General features: G+C 60.9%; 18 protein-coding genes. 9 read left to right on the top strand and 9 right to left on the bottom strand.

Annotated features, from left to right (window positions below):
- Positions 1-4: 4 nt before the first annotated feature.
- Both AC1DM5_RS32900 and AC1DM5_RS32895 read left to right on the top strand, forming a co-directional pair.
- On the top strand, positions 5-448 hold the full coding sequence (locus AC1DM5_RS32900; RefSeq protein WP_477819258.1) for a pyridoxamine 5'-phosphate oxidase family protein: 444 nt from the start codon (positions 5-7) through the stop codon (positions 446-448).
- Between the two features lie 397 nt (positions 449-845).
- Entirely contained in the window at positions 846-2,600 is a 1,755-nt protein-coding gene (locus tag AC1DM5_RS32895; protein WP_477819257.1) for an acetolactate synthase 3 large subunit, read from the top strand.
- A gap of 48 nt (positions 2,601-2,648) precedes the next feature.
- On the opposite strand, the gene AC1DM5_RS32890 is transcribed toward AC1DM5_RS32895, so the two are convergent.
- The 3 genes from AC1DM5_RS32890 to AC1DM5_RS32880 form a co-directional block, all read right to left on the bottom strand.
- Positions 2,649-3,518 carry a Na+-dependent transporter gene (locus AC1DM5_RS32890; protein WP_477819256.1) on the bottom strand — a complete coding sequence of 290 codons (870 nt, stop codon included), beginning with the start codon at positions 3,516-3,518 and terminating at the stop codon, positions 2,649-2,651.
- A 204-nt stretch (positions 3,519-3,722) separates the two neighbouring features.
- Positions 3,723-4,379, bottom strand: a complete 657-nt coding sequence (locus AC1DM5_RS32885; RefSeq protein WP_477819385.1) for a glutathione S-transferase family protein — start codon at positions 4,377-4,379, stop codon at positions 3,723-3,725.
- A 58-nt stretch (positions 4,380-4,437) separates the two neighbouring features.
- Positions 4,438-5,100 (bottom strand): dihydrofolate reductase family protein, encoded by a 663-nt coding sequence (locus AC1DM5_RS32880; RefSeq protein WP_477819255.1) that lies wholly within the window; start codon positions 5,098-5,100, stop codon positions 4,438-4,440.
- A 90-nt stretch (positions 5,101-5,190) separates the two neighbouring features.
- Here AC1DM5_RS32880 and AC1DM5_RS32875 point away from each other — a divergent pair, with 90 nt between their 5' ends.
- Together AC1DM5_RS32875 and AC1DM5_RS32870 are read left to right on the top strand one after the other, a co-directional pair.
- A complete protein-coding gene (locus AC1DM5_RS32875) occupies positions 5,191-5,709 on the top strand; it encodes a winged helix-turn-helix transcriptional regulator (RefSeq protein ID WP_477819254.1) in 519 nt (172 codons plus the stop codon).
- A gap of 42 nt (positions 5,710-5,751) precedes the next feature.
- Positions 5,752-6,087: a hypothetical protein gene (locus AC1DM5_RS32870; protein ID WP_477819253.1), complete on the top strand. Its 336-nt coding sequence runs from the start codon at positions 5,752-5,754 to the stop codon at positions 6,085-6,087.
- 39 nt (positions 6,088-6,126) lie between these two features.
- Here the strand turns inward: AC1DM5_RS32870 and AC1DM5_RS32865 are convergent, their stop codons facing one another.
- Entirely contained in the window at positions 6,127-6,741 is a 615-nt protein-coding gene (locus tag AC1DM5_RS32865; protein ID WP_477819252.1) for a TetR/AcrR family transcriptional regulator, read from the bottom strand.
- Between the two features lie 158 nt (positions 6,742-6,899).
- Here AC1DM5_RS32865 and AC1DM5_RS32860 point away from each other — a divergent pair, with 158 nt between their 5' ends.
- Positions 6,900-7,658 carry an SDR family NAD(P)-dependent oxidoreductase gene (locus AC1DM5_RS32860; protein ID WP_477819251.1) on the top strand — a complete coding sequence of 253 codons (759 nt, stop codon included), beginning with the start codon at positions 6,900-6,902 and terminating at the stop codon, positions 7,656-7,658.
- Positions 7,659-7,716: 58 nt separating this feature from the next.
- On the opposite strand, the gene AC1DM5_RS32855 is transcribed toward AC1DM5_RS32860, so the two are convergent.
- Entirely contained in the window at positions 7,717-8,616 is a 900-nt protein-coding gene (locus AC1DM5_RS32855) for an SDR family oxidoreductase (RefSeq protein ID WP_477819250.1), read from the bottom strand.
- 181 nt (positions 8,617-8,797) lie between these two features.
- Between AC1DM5_RS32855 and AC1DM5_RS32850 the strand changes: the two genes are divergently transcribed.
- Together AC1DM5_RS32850 and AC1DM5_RS32845 are read left to right on the top strand one after the other, a co-directional pair.
- Positions 8,798-9,652, top strand: coding sequence for a helix-turn-helix transcriptional regulator (locus tag AC1DM5_RS32850; protein ID WP_477819249.1), 855 nt, complete (start codon positions 8,798-8,800; stop codon positions 9,650-9,652).
- A 157-nt stretch (positions 9,653-9,809) separates the two neighbouring features.
- A complete protein-coding gene (locus AC1DM5_RS32845) occupies positions 9,810-10,193 on the top strand; it encodes a hypothetical protein (RefSeq protein WP_477819248.1) in 384 nt (127 codons plus the stop codon).
- 253 nt (positions 10,194-10,446) lie between these two features.
- Here AC1DM5_RS32845 and AC1DM5_RS32840 read toward each other — a convergent pair whose 3' ends face one another.
- Positions 10,447-11,565, bottom strand: coding sequence for a metallophosphoesterase (locus tag AC1DM5_RS32840; RefSeq protein WP_477819247.1), 1,119 nt, complete (start codon positions 11,563-11,565; stop codon positions 10,447-10,449).
- A gap of 132 nt (positions 11,566-11,697) precedes the next feature.
- Positions 11,698-12,591 (bottom strand): transcriptional regulator GcvA, encoded by an 894-nt coding sequence (gene gcvA / locus AC1DM5_RS32835; protein WP_477819246.1) that lies wholly within the window; start codon positions 12,589-12,591, stop codon positions 11,698-11,700.
- 117 nt (positions 12,592-12,708) lie between these two features.
- Between gcvA and AC1DM5_RS32830 the strand changes: the two genes are divergently transcribed.
- On the top strand, positions 12,709-13,413 hold the full coding sequence (locus tag AC1DM5_RS32830; protein ID WP_477819245.1) for an SDR family oxidoreductase: 705 nt from the start codon (positions 12,709-12,711) through the stop codon (positions 13,411-13,413).
- A 134-nt stretch (positions 13,414-13,547) separates the two neighbouring features.
- Entirely contained in the window at positions 13,548-13,763 is a 216-nt protein-coding gene (locus AC1DM5_RS32825; RefSeq protein WP_007817282.1) for a hypothetical protein, read from the top strand.
- Positions 13,764-13,823: 60 nt separating this feature from the next.
- Here the strand turns inward: AC1DM5_RS32825 and AC1DM5_RS32820 are convergent, their stop codons facing one another.
- Positions 13,824-14,957 carry a transporter substrate-binding domain-containing protein gene (locus tag AC1DM5_RS32820; RefSeq protein ID WP_477976649.1) on the bottom strand — a complete coding sequence of 378 codons (1,134 nt, stop codon included), beginning with the start codon at positions 14,955-14,957 and terminating at the stop codon, positions 13,824-13,826.
- A gap of 193 nt (positions 14,958-15,150) precedes the next feature.
- Positions 15,151-15,924, bottom strand: coding sequence for a class I SAM-dependent methyltransferase (locus AC1DM5_RS32815; protein WP_477819243.1), 774 nt, complete (start codon positions 15,922-15,924; stop codon positions 15,151-15,153).
- Positions 15,925-15,926: the final 2 nt, after the last annotated feature.

Raw genomic sequence — 15,926 nt, 5'->3', positions numbered from 1 at the left:
TAGCATGCAGCTGCGAGAAATGACCGATAATGCCTGCATCGAGTTTCTGGCGAGCCACATGTTTGGCCATCTCGGGTGCAGCGGTGAGCAATATCCCTATATCGTTCCCATTCACTACGCCTATGAAGGACGCCAGCTGTTCATGTTTTCCATGCCCGGCCTGAAGATCGACCGGCTTCGGGCAAACCCCCTGGCCAGTTTCCACGCCGAAGAGCTCGGCCAGGACAGAAAGTGGAAAAGCGTCCTCGTTCACGGTCGTTTCGAGGAGCTGACGGATACGCCCGCGCGCCGAGATGAACGCATCCATGCATGGTCGCTTCTGGAAAAGCGTGCCTTCTGGTGGGAGCCCGGATCTTTCAATTTCGGCGCCGATACGGATGAGCCGCTGGACGCGCCGATCTTCTTCAGCCTTTCGATCGAGGTGCTTTCGGGACGGGAGACGATCTGACGGTCCCGCACTGCATGTTTCGCCTGCGGGCCGGAGACGCCCCGGCAGCCAAGCCGGATCGATAACTCATCAGCCATCAACATCTGACAAGACGAACAGCGGTTCGGGCCGAACGCGCAGATGCGATTGACGGAGCGCAAAATTGCGGTTAGCTCTTACGCCCATGAAAATCGCAATGGTTCTCGTCGTGGTGATATCGCGCATGGGCAGGACGGTGTAACCGTCCGGCATTAGCCACCCATGCGCCGAACACAAGGTCCCTGACGGGGCCTTTTTTTATGCCCCGTCGCACCCCAATCACCCCATCAACGACGGAACAATTGCTATGACCGGCGATAAGGCTAGCTTTACCCAAAATTCTCCCGAGACTTCCGCGAATACTCCATCCGGTCGCCTGATGAACGGCGGCGAAATAGTTCTGCAAGCCCTGCGCGACAATGGCGTCGAGCACATCTTCGGCTATCCGGGCGCTGCCGTGCTGCCGATCTATGACGAGATCTTTCAGCAGGACGAGATCAGGCATCTGCTCGTGCGCCACGAGCAGGGGGCGGGCCATGCCGCTGAAGGCTATGCGCGCTCGACCGGCAAGGTCGGCGTCATGCTGGTGACCTCCGGACCCGGCGTCACCAATGCTGTCACGGCGCTGCAGGATGCGCTGATGGATTCCATTCCGCTCGTCTGCCTGACTGGGCAGGTGCCGACCAACCTGATCGGCACGGACGCGTTTCAGGAATGCGATACGGTTGGCATCACGCGGCCCTGCACCAAGCATAATTTCCTCGTCGATCACATCGATGATCTGGCGAAGACGATCCATCTCGCCTTCAGGATCGCGACATCGGGCCGGCCGGGGCCGGTTCTGGTCGATATGCCGAAGGACGTGCTGTTTGCGAGCGGGCTTTATGTCGGCCCGGAGGAGATATCGGCGCCGGCGCGTTATCAGGCGCAGGCGGGCGGTCATCGCGAGGCGATTGCGGCGGCGGTTGCGATGATGGCGCGGGCTGAGCGGCCGGTGCTCTATACGGGCGGCGGCATCATCAATTCTGGGCCGGAAGCATCGCGGCTCTTGCGGGAGCTGGTGGAACTGACGGGCTTTCCCATTACCTCGACGCTGATGGGGCTTGGCGCCTATCCCGCGTCTGGGCCGAACTGGCTGAAGATGCCGGGTATGCATGGCTCCTATGAGGCCAATATGGCGATGCATGATTGCGATCTGATGATTGCTGTCGGCGCGCGCTTCGACGATCGCGTCACCTCGCGCGTCGACAAGTTCTCGCCCGGTTCGAAGAAGATCCATATCGATATCGATCCATCCTCGATCAACAAGAATGTATCAGTCGATATCGGGATCTCGGGCGATGCGGCCGCCGTACTTTCGGAGATGATTGAAGCCTGGCGGGCGCTTCCCGAAGCGCCTGAGCGACGGCGGCTCGCGGGCTGGTGGGCCGAGATCGAAGAGTGGCGGGCGCGAAACTCCTTCGCCTATGAGAGGCGCCAGGACGAGATCATGCCGCAATATGCGCTGGAGCGGCTGTATGCGCTGACCACCGATCTCGACCCGATCGTGACGACCGATGTCGGCCAACATCAGATGTGGGCGGCACAACTCTTCGGCATCGAGGCGCCGAACCGATGGCTCACCTCGGGCGGGCTCGGCACGATGGGATACGGGTTGCCGGCGGCGATCGGGGCGCAGATTGCCCATCCCGGGCGGCTGGTTCTCGGCATTGTCGGCGATGGTTCGGTGCAGATGACGCTGAAGGAGCTTTCGGCGGCTATGCAGCATCAGGCGCCGGTCAAGATCTTCATCTTGAACAATGCGCAGCTCGGCATGATCCGGCAATGGCAGCAGATCCTGCATGGCAATCGCCGGGATCGATCCTACTCCGCTTCGCTGCCGGATTTCGTCAAGCTGGCGGAAGCCTATGGCGCGGTAGGCTTGCGCTGCGAGAGGCCGGATGAGCTGGATGCGAAGATCGGGGAGATGATCGCCATCAACCGTCCTGTCCTGTTCGACTGCCGGGTGGCGGCGCTCGAGAATGTCTATCCGATGGTTCGCAGCGGCCGGCCGCACAATGACATGCTGTTCGGCGAGGATGTGCAGGCGGCGGAAGCGGAGGGCGAGTTCGGCTTCAGCCAGGGGCTGGTCTAAATGTCTGCTGGATTTGGCCGGTGTCGGGGACATCGGCCAGCCGTCCGTCTAGCTCTCGAGGTTTTGTGCGGGTGCTGCGCTGACGCGGGCGAATTTCAGATAGGGGATCGCGATCAGTGCGCCGATGAAAACGTGCAGCAGCACGACCGCGACGGCTGCCTTCTCATCTGGAAAATTGTAGGCGGCGATTGCCATTGCAACGCCGGGATGGCGCGTGCCTGTCGCGAGCGCCAGAACCACGCGATCATGCGCGTGCGGACCACCTAGGACGTGGCCGACCAGCAGGCCGAAAGCGGTGAAAAGGGCAAGGAACAGGAGCAGCCCCCTGCCAACGAGCACCCAGACCGCAGGCAGCGTCACAAAGAGAACCGGCAGGGCCGCCAGAATGAGCAGTACTGTTCCAAGTGCTCCGACCGGTTGGGCGATCCTGGCGGCGATGGCGGGCGCGAGGCGCTCGACCAGCATGCCGAGCACGAGCGGCACGATGACGGAGATGAGCACGATGGGCACGACGCGTATGGAGGGCATCCGGTAGTCCTCGTGAAAGACGGCGTCTGCCAGTGCGATGGCGAGTGGAACGAGGATGATGGCGAGAAAGGAGGCGGTGACGCAGAGGCTGATCGCATAGGAGGAGGTGCCGGCCGCTCTCTTCTGTTTCCATGTCAGGATCGGCGGAACCGGGGCCATGGCAAGCCCGAGGAGCGCGATCTGGAGCGGCACGGGCAGCGGAAAGATGGAGGCGGCGGCAAGGGAGAAACCGAGCATGACGATGTTCATCGACAGGATGGATTTGAACAGCAGCGCCGGACGGCCCAAGAGATAGGCGATGTCCGTGAATGTCGCGCGCAGCCCGAGCGAAAAGACGACCAAGAACAGGCTGGCTTTCAGAATGAGGGTGATCGCATCCGCAAGTGTCATTGCTGTCCCCGCCGGCCGGCCCCGCTCTCGGCTGCGTGCAGTAGCCAGGGGTCGATCGGTAGGGAAAAACAGCGCAGGGCGGAAGTACGTTACGGTAAATGCCGGATATCTTCAGATGCTACCGTTCCCAGCTCTCAAACAAAGGCGGCTTTGCACCGATACCGCTTGCCGCGGTATCTGCACGAAAGCGGAGCGCTCAGCCGCTCAGTCGCGACCGACAGGCGCCCCGAGCGGGTAGAGGTGGCGGTAGGGGCGGGCCTCATCGAGCGCGCGGGCATAGCTCGGGCGCTGGAGCAGGCGGGCGCGATAGGCGCGGGCATCCTGGAGATGCTCGGGGATTGGATGCGCCCAGTCGGCATAGAGCAAGGCGGGGGCGGCGGAGCAATCGGCGAGGCTGAAGGTGTCGCTTGCCACCCATTGCCGGCCCTTCATATGCGCGTCGAGAATGCCATAGGCGGTTTCGAGCGCGTGGCGCCAGCGGATAAAGCCATCGTCAGGCTCCATCTCCCGGCCGAGTGCGGCATTGACCATGCGCTGCTGCGGATATTGGACGTAATTGTCGAAGAAGCGATCCCACATGCGCACCTTGATGGCCGTTGCGGGATCGCGAGGGACGAGCAGCCGGTCGCCGGGGCTGAGCGCGTCGATATATTCGATGATGCTGGTGGCTTCGAAGATGAAGTCGCCGCCATGCTCGAGGATCGGGAAACGCTTAATCGGCCATTTCCCCTGGAATTCCGAGGTGATCGGCTCGGCACCGTCAAGAAGTTTTACCTCGAAGGGCAGATCCTTCTCGTAGAAGGCGGTTTTCGCCTTCTGGGAATAGGAGGAGAGCGGGTGCAGATAGACTACGAGCGGCATGGCGGCCGACATTACGGACCTCGATATTTGTTCTGGCGCAATTCCGGACGTAAAACCGCTATGCACTTTTACTGGAATTGCTTTTCGACAGCACGACATGCGCAGCCAGTTCCGTCATCTCGTGGGATTTGACGGAGAAGCCGAGCGCCGGCAGGTCGATACCTTCAAACATGGCTTCGCCCTTGCCGAGGACAACGGGAGAGATGGCGAATTGCATCTCGTCGATCAGGCCGGCCTTGAGATACTGGCGCACGGTGCTGACGCCGCCGCCGATCTTGACGTCCTTGTCGCCGGCTGCGGTCTTGGCCTTTTCCAGTGCTTCCTCGATGCCGCCGGTGACGAAATGGAAGGTGGTGCCGCCTTCCATGACGATGGGCTCGCGGGCGTAGTGGGTTAGGATGAAGGTTGGCGCGTGATAGGGCGGGTTCGGACCCCACCAGCCTTTCCACTCTTCGTCAGGCCATTCGCCCCTGATCGGGCCGAACATATTGCGGCCGAGGATGAAAGCGCCGAAGCCCGCCATGCCTGCCGCACCATACTGGTCATCAACGCCAGTCGTGCCGTCGTCCTTGCCGATCATGGTGCGGAAGGTGCGGGTGGGGAAGAACCATTGGTGCACCGCCATGCCGCCTTTGCCGAGGGGATTTTCAAGGCTCTGGTCCGGGCCGGCGCCGAAGCCATCGATAGAAAGGGAAAATGCAGCAACACGTACACGTGTCATGTCAGTCTCCATCTGATTGCATTTTGAAATCGGTTGAGTTGTTGCATAACCGATCCTATGATGCAACTGGTTTTTCCCGCGGAGTCGGATATGAATATCGAAATGCGGTCGGGCTGCCCGATCAACCTGACGATGGAGGTGCTGGGCGATCGATGGAGCCTCGTCATCATCAGGGATATCATGTTCGGCAATCGCCGTCACTTTCGCGAGCTCTTGACGCGGTCGGAGGAGGGTATCGCCTCCAATATTCTGGCGGCACGTCTCAAGCGGCTGATGTCCTACGGGCTGATCACCAAACTCGACGATCCCTCCCATAGCCAGAAGTCGATCTACAGCCTGACGGAGGCCTCGATCCAGCTCGTGCCGATGTTTGCGATGATCGGCGCCTGGGGGCGCAGGCATCTGCCGGTCAGCGAGGATCTCAGCATCCGCGCGGAGTTGCTGGAGGAGGGCGGGCAGCCGCTCTGGGACGAGTTCATGGAGGATCTCAGGAGGATCCATATCGAGGACCCGATCGGCGGGGCGAATGGATCAGTCAAATCGCCGGTTCTGGCGCGGCTGACTGCGGCGTTTCTGGAGGTGCGGGCGAAGATGGATGCGGCGGGGTAGGTTGCCGGCCGAAAATTCGAACCAGCAAAGCGGAGCGCGCAAATGGCAAATGTCGATGTGATGCTGTGGGCGGAGCGAGAGTTTCTGGTCCAGCTCTGGTCTGTCCCGGATATTCCCAAGCAGCTCGGCTTCGGCCGATACTATAAGACGACCTGCGAAATCGCCCTGGAAAGCGGCGAGATCGTCTATCAAGACTGTGTCGTCCACAGACCGGCCGACGTGCGAAGTGTCGTCGGTGAGCGGATTATCGACTGGCTGCTTCTTCTCATCAGGACCGATCTTACCTCGACGCAACTTTCCCGAGCCGCGTTCAGTATCGGGCAAGACTGCGTTGCGCTAAGCGAAGCTGAAGTGCAGGCACGCTGGAGGAGAGGCTGAAGCGCGGGTTATCGGGCGCATGACACGTCTACGGGGAGTTTACGGCAACGCCCTTCCGGGAAGAATGGAATTGCCGGTCGGCCAGGTGGAAAGCGCCTGATCGGCAACGGCATTCAGCATGTTGCGGCTGAAGCCGGCCTTGGCTTGCACCGCCATGCCATGGGTCATGGCCATGATGAATGCCGCGAGGGCCTCGGTGTTGGCCGTTTCCGGCAGATCGCCTTCTGCCTTTGCCCGCTCGAAGCGCTCATGAAGCTGTGCCTGGCCTGCGGCGCGGAAGTCGATCAGCGCCTGTCGCACGGGTTCGGTTTCATCCGATCCCGCCACGGCGCCATTGATGCCGAGACAGCCCGCATGATTGGGAAAACGCGTGTTGAGGTCGACTGCATTGTAGAGGATGTGGGCTGCGACCTGGCGTGAGGTGGGGAGCTTGAGCGCTTCCGGAAGATAATCCAGATATCGCTCGGAATAGCGATCCAGCGCGCGCCGGAAGAGCGCTTCCTTGTTGCCGAAGGCGGAATAGAGGGCGGGTCTCTCGACGCCGGCAGCCTCTGTCAGGTCAGCATAGGACGCTCCCTCGTAGCCCTTACGCCAGAAAACGCATAGCGCCGCATCGAGCACTTTCTCCACGTCGAATTCGCGATGGCGTCCCATCAGATCAACTCAGTCGATTTCATAATGGTCGTTATTAAACCACTTGACAGGCTTTGTCTACATTTCATACCAATCATTATGGTAACGACCGTTACGAAAAAACTGCTCTACCTGCCGATAGGGGCGGGTGGTGCTTGGACGGGGTAGAAAGGACACTCATGTCTGAGATTTTGAAGGGAAAGGTCGCGCTTGTGACCGGTGGCTCGCGCGGGCTTGGTGCTGCGGCGGCTGAAGCGCTGGCGGCGCAGGGCGCGGATGTTGCGATCAGCTATGTGGCTTCGGCCGCGAAGGCGGAAGCGGTGGTGGAAAAGCTGCGGGCCAGGGGTGTGCGGGCTCTGGCGATCCAGAGTGACCAGGCCGACATGACGGCGGCCAAGCCGTTGATCGACAAGGTGATCGCTTATTTTGGCAAGCTCGATATCCTCGTCAACAATGCGGCAATCGCTGTGCAGGGCAAGACAGTCGATGATCCCGAGCTCGATGTGGTCAACCTCGATCGCCAGTGGCAGATCAATGTGATGGGCGCAGTGGCGACAACCCGTGCGGCAGCACCGGCGCTTTCGGATGGCGGTCGGATCATCTTCATCGGCTCGCTGTTCGGCACGCGCGTGCCGTTTCCCGGCGTTGCCGATTATGCCGGTACGAAGGCTGCCCTCATCGGCTATGCAAAAGGCGTCGCGCGCGATCTCGGCGGCCGCAACATCACCGTCAATGTCGTCCAGCCCGGCGTGATGCCGACCGACATGTCTGCCGAAGTGCTGGGAGACAGCGTGCCTGACGCGCTTCTGGACCTGCATCCTATCAGGCGCATTGCAACGCTCGAAGAAGTCTCGGCGCTCATCTGCCATCTGGCGGGGCCGCATGGCGGCTATATGAGCGGCGGCGTCATTGATGTTGCCGGCGGCCTTGGAATCTGACGACAAGGTAAGTTGCGCCTGCGGGACTGAAAGACGTCCCGCAGGCGGCAAGTTCGGCTCAGGCTGCGAGAGCGCTGTAGTCCATCGCGTCGAGATCGGCGATCAGGCCGGGTCCAACAGGCTTCCAGCCGAGGATGCGGCTGGTCTTTTCGCTGGAGGCGGGGAAGTCCAGGCCGGCGAACATGCCCATCCAGCCGAAATGCTCGGACGCCTTGTCCGGCGCAATGGAGACGACGGGCAGTTTCAGGCCGCGGCCCAACGCCTCGGCGATCTCGCGCATTGAGACACCTTCCTCATCGACGGCATTGTAGCGGGCGCCCGGTTCTCCCCGTTCGATCGCCAGCCGGTAGAGCTGGGCGACATCCAGCAGGTGGCCGGCGGGGAAGCGGTTGCGGCCTTCGCCGACATAGGCGGAGACGCCCTTTGCCCTCGATATTTCGATGAGTGGCGAGACGAGGCCCTGCTTGAACGTGTTGTGGACCTGGGGAAGGCGCATGACAGACACGTTGACGCCGGCTTCCAGAAGCGCGTTGCCGGCAAGTTCGGAAGCGATGCGCGGGTTGGGATGCTCGATATTGAAGACATCCTCGCTCGCGAGCTCTCCGAGATGGGCATTGCCGATGCCGGTGCCTGATGTGATGAGCAGCGGGCGGTTCGAGCCCTTGAGAGCCTCGCCCATTGCGGCAATGACGCGGCTGTCCTTCTGGCAATTCTCGACGAAGCGCGAAAAATCATGGTCGAAGGCCGTGTGGATGACGGCATCGGCCTTTTCGGCGCCGCTCCGGGCGCTCTCAGGCTCTTCCAGCGTCCCCTTGTGAACTTCGACGCCTGCCTCTTCGAGCGCTTTTGCGCCGGCATCCGAGCGGGTCATGCCGATGACATGATGGCCCGCCTTCAGGAGTTCGGGGACGATCGCCGAGCCGATGAAGCCGGTGGCGCCGGTGAGGAAAATGCGCATGGGTATCTCCTTGTTTTAAAACATGCCGCTGCACGCTTTAAGTCCTTGTTTTTTCGCATGTCGTTATCGCAAAACCGCTTCACGCTTTTGCGCGACAGGCTTTACAGACGCCAATATTGCGCTATGTTTTATGCTGTTAAAGTAGTGACGTTATCCTATTATAATTGCTAACAGGGACAGTATGAGCACCGACGGCAACCCCCTTGGCACCTTCCTTCGCGACCGCCGCTCGCGCCTCGATCCGGCCGTGTTCGGATTCTCGGGCCGCCGGCGCACGCCGGGCTTGCGACGCGAGGAGGTGGCGCAGCGCGCCAATATCAGCCCGACCTGGTACACGTGGCTGGAGCAGGGGCGCGGCGGCGCACCGTCGTCCGATGTTCTCAACCGGATCGCAAATGGGCTGATGCTGACCGAACCGGAACGCGAGCATCTCTTCATGCTCGGCCTTGGCCGCCCACCCGAGGTGCGCTACCGCGCCGTCGAAGGCATCAGCCCGCGACTACAGCGTCTTCTCGATATGTTTGAGGTCAGCCCGGCGCTGGTGCGCACCGCGGCCTGGGACATCGTTGCCTGGAACCGCGCGGCCACCATTGTCATGACCGATTACGGCAAGCTCGCACCTGAGGACCGGAATGTCCTGCGTATGCTGTTCTGCAACCCCAACGTCCGGAACGTCCAGCATGACTGGGAAACAGTGGCCCGCTTCGTCGTCGGCGCCTTCCGGGCGGATGCGGCGCGCGCAGGGGCTACTTCGGAGATTGCCGAACTGGTCGAGGAACTCTGCCTCGCCAGCCCGGAGTTCAAAGCGATCTGGCAGGAGAACGAGGTGATCGCCCATGGCGAAGGCACCAAGCGGCTGAGGCATCCTGTTCTCGGTGATATCGAGCTGGAATATTCGGGCTTTGCCATCGACGGCAGGCCCGATCTCAACATGGTCGTCTACAACCCTGTCGATCCTGACGTCGCAGAGCGCATTCGCGGGCTGGTCCGCGCGGCCGGATCCCAGAGCCTTTCCGGCGAAAACGGAATCGTCTGATACTCCAGCGGTTGGCCGGCACTGATATTGTCGATGTTTGCGCGGCCTGATTTACATAGAATAAAACTGAGCGTTGGCTATCTGCCGAAGGTCTTGTCGATAGTTGTTGACGAACACGACACCGCAAGTCGCATAACCAATTAGAGATTCAAAACTTATGTCCGCAACGAGATACGAAAATTCAAAAAGCTTTCGGAAAAATATACTCCGAATAACTGATTTTTTACTGGTATTGTTGATCGCTGCTGAAGGGCTCATTATATATAACAACGTTATTGTTGATATAAATCGAGATTTATACAAGATTTTTTTGAAGGGAAATTACCAAAATTTCAGCTTTTTAAATAGGAGTGACGAGCTTTTTATTGCTGCCGCTCATCATGTTGACTGTAAAAATGCTAAAGAAAACACGGCAACGAGGGTGGATATTCTGTACGAGAGGATATTCTTAATTGAGGTTGCATTTTATCTTGATGTGGAGATTGGCGAGCAGACTCAAAATGGGTGTGTAGAGCAAGTGATCGTCAGAAAAGTTCCTTAATCAATTAAATCCTGATGCGGGAAACGACGGAGCGAACATAACGGCTTAAACCCCATTGGGGCGATGTATAACAACCATACCATGCTTAACATCGGCTACGTGGATTCCGCGGGAGAGGGTTACAGCTTCACGACTGTGGAAGCATTGATGCGGATGAGACGCCGCTCGACAACGCGTTTCCAAGCGAAGTGGGAATACCGACTTCTTCCAACTTTTGCCGGAATTGCTCGAGAGCGCCGATCCTTTAGCGGGATCAGGCGCGTCTGCGTAGCGTGAACACTGTCAGTTCCGAGGGCCGGCCCAGCCTGAGCGCAAAGCCGGGCCAGAGCGCGGTGCCGTTGTTGACATAGAGCTGCATGCCGCCGACCTGGTAGTGGCCGGAGACGAAACCGCCATTGGCGCGGGCGACCAGCCGGTCGAGGCCGAGCACCATGCCGCCATGGGTATGGCCTGATAGCTGCAGCGCGATGCCGGATTTGGCCGTCTCGGCTGCCATTCGCGGCTGATGGTCGAGAAGAATGATCGGGGCCTCAGAGGGCGCGTCTTTCAGGGCCGCGGCAAGATCGGGATTGGGCATCGATCTGCCGAAGGCCGCAAGATCCGTCACGCCGGCAATGACGATGCGGCCCGCCTCGCGCTCGATGACGGCGTGCTCGTTCATCAGCATGCGCATGCCAAGACTGGCGTCGTGCTGCATCCAATCGTCGTAGCCGAAATAATATTCGTGATTGCCGGGGATGGCGAAGATGCCATCGGGCGCCTCGAGTTTCGCCAGGGGTGCAACATCCGCACGGCGCTTTTCGAGGCGACCGTCGATGAAATCGCCCGTCACGACGATCAGATCGGTTTTCAGATCATTGGCCTTCTTCACGAGTGCTTCGGCCCAGGACGCCGGAAAGAGGCGGCTGAGATGCAGGTCGGTCAATTGCAGCAGGCGGTAGCCGTCGAAGGCGTCGGGAAGATCCCGGATTGCTATCTCGACATTCTTCACGGGTGGAATGCGCACGGCTCCGGCGACACCGAAAGCGGCCAGGCCGAAGGCCGCGAGCCCGATGATATAGCGGATCTCGGGGGGCACGGCCGGAAATTGTCCCTCGACGAGAGCAAGGACTAGCGAGACGGCATCCAGCGCGATCTGGAAGACGGCCAGCAGGAGCGTCGCACCGAAGAGGAAATTCAGCACGATAATCAGCGGCCGCGGATATTCGGGCGCGAAGACGGAGCCTGACGAGATGCGGTTCAGCAGCACCTGCTGGGAGGCGACCAGGAGCACGCCGGCAACCAGGGCCTTGGCAGGCCATATCCACGGCAGGGGCAGGATGAAGCGGAGGAGGACGACCAGCCAGGGAAGCCCGAGAATGAAATGGAACATTAAATAGGCCTGTGATTATCAATGCTTATCGGAGGGAATGAAGAGATTGAATCTGGTGTCTCCGGCGTCCTGCGCAAGGGGCTAGTTGTTCTTCACGTCCGCCAGCCCGACGCCGGTCCCATGCGCGAGTGCTCAGCCTGCCTTCTGCGCCTCAGTGAACAACCAGCCGATCACGGTTTCCCGCGCAGGAGATTTCCGGTAGCGAGGCCAGACAAGGTAGATGTCCGAAGGGCCGCGCAGCCTGGCTTCGAAGACACGCACCAGCCGGCCCTTGGCCAGATCCTCGGTGACGAAGCCGCCATTGGCGAGAACGATGCCCTGTCCGGCAATTGCCGCCTCGATGGCGTGCGAGGTCTGCGAAAAGCTGATGCCCTTGAAGGAGGGGCTGCGGCTGTTGGTGAGATGGCGCTCGACGAATTCCGGCCAGAGATTGTGGGCATCGTGCAGCAGCGGATAGGCCGAGAGATCCTCGGCCGTGCGCGGTGCATTCCGGCCGGCAAGCAGCAGCGGGCTGCAGACGGCAATGACCTCCTGCTCGAACAGGAGCTCGGCATTCAGGCCCGGCCCGAAGGGCGGGCGGCCATAGCGGACGGCGAGATCGACGCCATCGGCCGCGAAATTCGAGATGCGCTCGGTCGCCAGAATATGCAGGTCTAGATCGGGATGCAGAGCGGTGAAATCAGGCAGGCGCGGGATCAGCCATTTGGAGGCGAAGGTCGGCGTCGTGCTGATGGTGAGCTTGATCGCCTGCGGCTTCAGCTCGTCCGTTGCCCGCGCGATGATCTCGAAGGCGCGCCTGATATCGGCGATGTAGCGCCGGCCCTCGGCCGTCAGCGCCAGCGTGCGGGGAAGCCGTTCGAACAGGGCCATGCCGAGCTGCGCTTCGAGCCCGCGAACCTGCTGGGCGACGGCGCCCTGCGTGACGCCGAGCTCTTCGGCGGCGAGCCTGAAGTTCAGGTGGCGCGCCGCGACTTCGAAGGCTCTGAGGCCATTGAGGGAGGGAAGCTTTCCCGGGATATCGCTCATCAAGTAGTTTTTCTACTGCCATAAAAGAGGAGAACTGGTTCGCGCTCACGTGGCGGAGATGGTATCGTGCGCGCACACATCGATCAATCGACGATATCACTTCAGGAGGGCACCGGAATGTCAGTAGAAAAAGTGGCTGTTATCACAGCAGGCGGCAGCGGCATGGGGGCCGAAAGCGCGAGACGCCTTGCGGCCGATGGATACAAGGTCGCGATCCTGTCTTCCTCCGGCAAGGGCGAGGCGCTTGCCAAGGAGCTCGGTGGCGTCGGCGTGACCGGCTCCAACCAGTCGAACGAAGACCTCAAGCGGCTGGTCGATGCGGCGATGGCGGCGTGGGGGCGCATCGACGTTCTCGTCAACAGCGCCGGCCATGGGCCGCGGGCTGCTCTCAACGAGATCACCGACGAGCAGTGGCATACGGGCATGGACGTCTATCTGATGAACGTCATCCGTCCGGTGCGGCTGGTCACCCCGATCATGCAGGCGCAGAAGAAGGGTGCGATCGTCAATATCTCGACGGCTTGGGTCTTCGAGCCGTCGACGATGTTCCCGACCTCGGCTGTCTTCCGCGCCGGTCTTGCCGCCTATACCAAGCTCTTTGCCGATACCTACGCGGCCGAAAATATCCGCATGAACAATGTACTGCCCGGCTGGATCGACAGCCTGCCGGCCACCGAGGCGCGGCGCGAAACCGTGCCGATGCAGCGCTATGGCACGAGTGCGGAAGTGGCCGCGACCATTGCGTTTCTGGTGTCCGATGGGGCGGGGTATATTACCGGCCAGAGCCTGAAGGTTGATGGCGGGTTGATGCGGTCGGTTTGAGGGCGCGCAGCTTACGCTCGATGGCGGGCGGCTGGTCGTCGAGGGCAGGGTAGCTTGAACTATTCGGCTCTCAGCCTATTGTCAGGCGGTGGACATTGCGCCCATGCCCGCGACGATCGAGAAGGCTAGATGCCATGAACAAATTCACCGTAACCATCACGCGAGAGATCGAGGCCGATAGCGCCGAGGAGGCCGCGCTTCTCCTCTATCAGGAGCTCGCCAGGGATGCGGCGCCGCTTCGTTATCTGGTCGCGGACGAGACGAAGCGGACGAGGACTGTGACGCTGGATCGGGCAAAGGCGGACGAATTCGCCGCTGTCGATCATACTGCAGATCCGGGTAACTGGTAGGCGTGATGGCAGGGGCTGTACCGCACCGGACACCAGCCTGAACCACCTTGACCGGGTGGATCATTTTTTCTCGCCGAGATACCGAAACAGGGTCTCCTTCCAGGCATCGTCGTGGATCGCTTCGAGAATGGCGACGTCGATCACCTTGCGATAGCGGCTGCCGGCCGGCATCGCCATGCCATAATTCTGCGGTTCGAAGACCGTGTCCAGCACCTGCACACTGGTGGGAAACTGCTGTTCGGCCGTCCAGGCCAGCAGCGGCTTATCGTAGACGAAGGCATCGATGGCGCCTGATGTCAGCGCCCGGAAGCCATCCTGCACATTGGCGAAATCCCGGTGCCTGATGCGTTCTTCATCGAGAAATCCTGTCGTTGCCGATCCCGACACGGCGCCGACGCGCACCCGCGGCAGGTCTTCTGCACCATTGACCAGTCCTCTGATCTGGCGCGTCGTGAGTGCGGAGGTGACACTTGCGGTGAAGACGGCGATAGTAATGATCGACATGACCATCCAGAGGATCGCCAGGGTTCGTCCTCCGAGCGTTTTCGGGCCGCGATGACCGGTGCTCGCCTGCGTCATCGCTTCGGCCGACCACCAGATGCTGGCGCCGAGCCCTCTGGCTGCGCCGCCGCCAAAATCCTCGTTGTGGCGGTGCTCAAACAGCCAGATCAAGGCGCCGACCGCCAGCGAAATACCGATGAGCGCGCCGACGGCCTGCAGGAAACCGAGGGAGGTCATCGTCTGGGTGATCTCGTACCAGACGGAAACGCTCTGAACGGAAACGGCGATGCCGAGGCCGGTGTTGTAAAACGGCTGGGTAAAATCGACATTGCGCTCCCGGTCGGCAGTGATAGTGATGGCCGCGACGGAGAGATCGTAGTCGCCACGCTTCGTCGCCTCAAGCAGGCTCTGCACCGAGGGTTCCTCGACCAGCCGGTATTTGACGCCAAGCTTTTCGGCGACCTGCTGCCAGAGATCGATTGAGAGGCCGGTCCAGGTGCCATCCGGGGCCTTCATCGCGAAGGGCGGGGCTTCCTTGGTGCCGACCACCAGTTCGCGGTTCGGAAATTCAGGCGGGGCGGCAAGTGCCTGATGGGGCAGACATCCGGCCAGGCAAAGGAAAAACGCCAGCATGGCGACCGGCAGAGCGCGATACTTGCTTATGCCGGATAAGGGCGTGGTGGTCTTTGCCATATCACCTTTCCCCTCCTGCATCAGGCGAATTGCCGCCGCGATTGCGGATCATCCTGAACGGCTGACAGCATCCGGCAAGTACGCAACGGTAAATGCAACAATCATTTACGGTGGCAGGCATTGGGCCCAGCCTGGCTTTAGGTCTCGGCGAAATGGCGACGCATGGAGAATGGGCGTGCCGCAAGTGCGGCCGTCAAGGCCGCCGGCAGGTCAGGATGAAGCGGCGGTACACCAGGGTTCTGAGTTTGTTTCTGAGGTTGGCATTCTTCCTCTGCGCCCAGGCGATCGGGGCGTGGGAGTGCAGTTCGATGCCTGTAAAGCCGGCCGATGTCAGAAGCGGCAACAGCATGTCGGGGCGCAGGCCAGAGCCGAAGGGCAGGGCTGACATGATGCGGGCGTGGCGGGTGCTGAGCGCGCCGTCATAGTTGCTGTCGGCGCCGATGAGGCGGTCGATCCAGGAGATCAGCAGGCTGGCGATGCGGCCGGTCGGTTTCGGCGTCGCCCAGTCGCCGTCGAAGAAGAGCAGAAGGCCGCCGGGTTTGAGGATGCGGAACCATTCGGCAAAACTTTCTTCCGGTCGGGTCAGCGTCCAGACCAGGTGGCGGCAGATGATCGCGTCGTAATGCGCATCCGGCTCCAGCGTGTTTTCTGCGTCCGCCAGAATGAAGCGCAGGCGCTGCTTGCCGGCATGTTTGGCGCGGGCAACCTTCAGCATCGCTTCGGAGAAATCGAGGGCGGTGACGTCGTGGCCGAGATCGTGGATCAGGCGCGTTACCTCGCCGGTGCCGCAGGCAAGTTCCAGCACGCGTTTCGGCTCAGGGCCGAGGGCATCCCGGATCGGCTTCTGCCAGGCATCGGCCTCCGGGCCGGGGGCGATCTTGTGGCCGAAGGCAAGGTCGAAGGTTTCGGAGCGTTTCGACCAGTAGTCGCGGATTTCTTCCTTCAGATCGAAATTTGACCCATCCATGC

The sequence above is a fragment of the Rhizobium sp. 01T437 genome (assembly GCF_056398505.1).
The sequence above is the reverse complement of the archived record's forward strand: the minus strand, read 5'-3'. Positions and strand labels throughout refer to the sequence as shown.

Excerpts from the sequence above, each read along its gene's own strand:
- AC1DM5_RS32900 (WP_477819258.1), top strand. The coding sequence starts at position 5 with ATGCAGCTGCGAGAAATGACCGATAATGCCTGCATCGAGTTTCTGGCG.
- AC1DM5_RS32895 (WP_477819257.1), top strand. The coding sequence starts at position 846 with ATGAACGGCGGCGAAATAGTTCTGCAAGCCCTGCGCGACAATGGCGTC.
- AC1DM5_RS32890 (WP_477819256.1), bottom strand. The coding sequence starts at position 3,518 with ATGACACTTGCGGATGCGATCACCCTCATTCTGAAAGCCAGCCTGTTC.
- AC1DM5_RS32885 (WP_477819385.1), bottom strand. The coding sequence starts at position 4,379 with ATGCCGCTCGTAGTCTATCTGCACCCGCTCTCCTCCTATTCCCAGAAG.
- AC1DM5_RS32880 (WP_477819255.1), bottom strand. The coding sequence starts at position 5,100 with ATGACACGTGTACGTGTTGCTGCATTTTCCCTTTCTATCGATGGCTTC.
- AC1DM5_RS32875 (WP_477819254.1), top strand. The coding sequence starts at position 5,191 with ATGAATATCGAAATGCGGTCGGGCTGCCCGATCAACCTGACGATGGAG.
- AC1DM5_RS32870 (WP_477819253.1), top strand. The coding sequence starts at position 5,752 with ATGGCAAATGTCGATGTGATGCTGTGGGCGGAGCGAGAGTTTCTGGTC.
- AC1DM5_RS32865 (WP_477819252.1), bottom strand. The coding sequence starts at position 6,741 with ATGGGACGCCATCGCGAATTCGACGTGGAGAAAGTGCTCGATGCGGCG.
- AC1DM5_RS32860 (WP_477819251.1), top strand. The coding sequence starts at position 6,900 with ATGTCTGAGATTTTGAAGGGAAAGGTCGCGCTTGTGACCGGTGGCTCG.
- AC1DM5_RS32855 (WP_477819250.1), bottom strand. The coding sequence starts at position 8,616 with ATGCGCATTTTCCTCACCGGCGCCACCGGCTTCATCGGCTCGGCGATC.
- AC1DM5_RS32850 (WP_477819249.1), top strand. The coding sequence starts at position 8,798 with ATGAGCACCGACGGCAACCCCCTTGGCACCTTCCTTCGCGACCGCCGC.
- AC1DM5_RS32845 (WP_477819248.1), top strand. The coding sequence starts at position 9,810 with ATGTCCGCAACGAGATACGAAAATTCAAAAAGCTTTCGGAAAAATATA.
- AC1DM5_RS32840 (WP_477819247.1), bottom strand. The coding sequence starts at position 11,565 with ATGTTCCATTTCATTCTCGGGCTTCCCTGGCTGGTCGTCCTCCTCCGC.
- gcvA (WP_477819246.1), bottom strand. The coding sequence starts at position 12,591 with ATGAGCGATATCCCGGGAAAGCTTCCCTCCCTCAATGGCCTCAGAGCC.
- AC1DM5_RS32830 (WP_477819245.1), top strand. The coding sequence starts at position 12,709 with ATGTCAGTAGAAAAAGTGGCTGTTATCACAGCAGGCGGCAGCGGCATG.
- AC1DM5_RS32825 (WP_007817282.1), top strand. The coding sequence starts at position 13,548 with ATGAACAAATTCACCGTAACCATCACGCGAGAGATCGAGGCCGATAGC.
- AC1DM5_RS32820 (WP_477976649.1), bottom strand. The coding sequence starts at position 14,957 with ATGGCAAAGACCACCACGCCCTTATCCGGCATAAGCAAGTATCGCGCT.
- AC1DM5_RS32815 (WP_477819243.1), bottom strand. The coding sequence starts at position 15,924 with ATGGATGGGTCAAATTTCGATCTGAAGGAAGAAATCCGCGACTACTGG.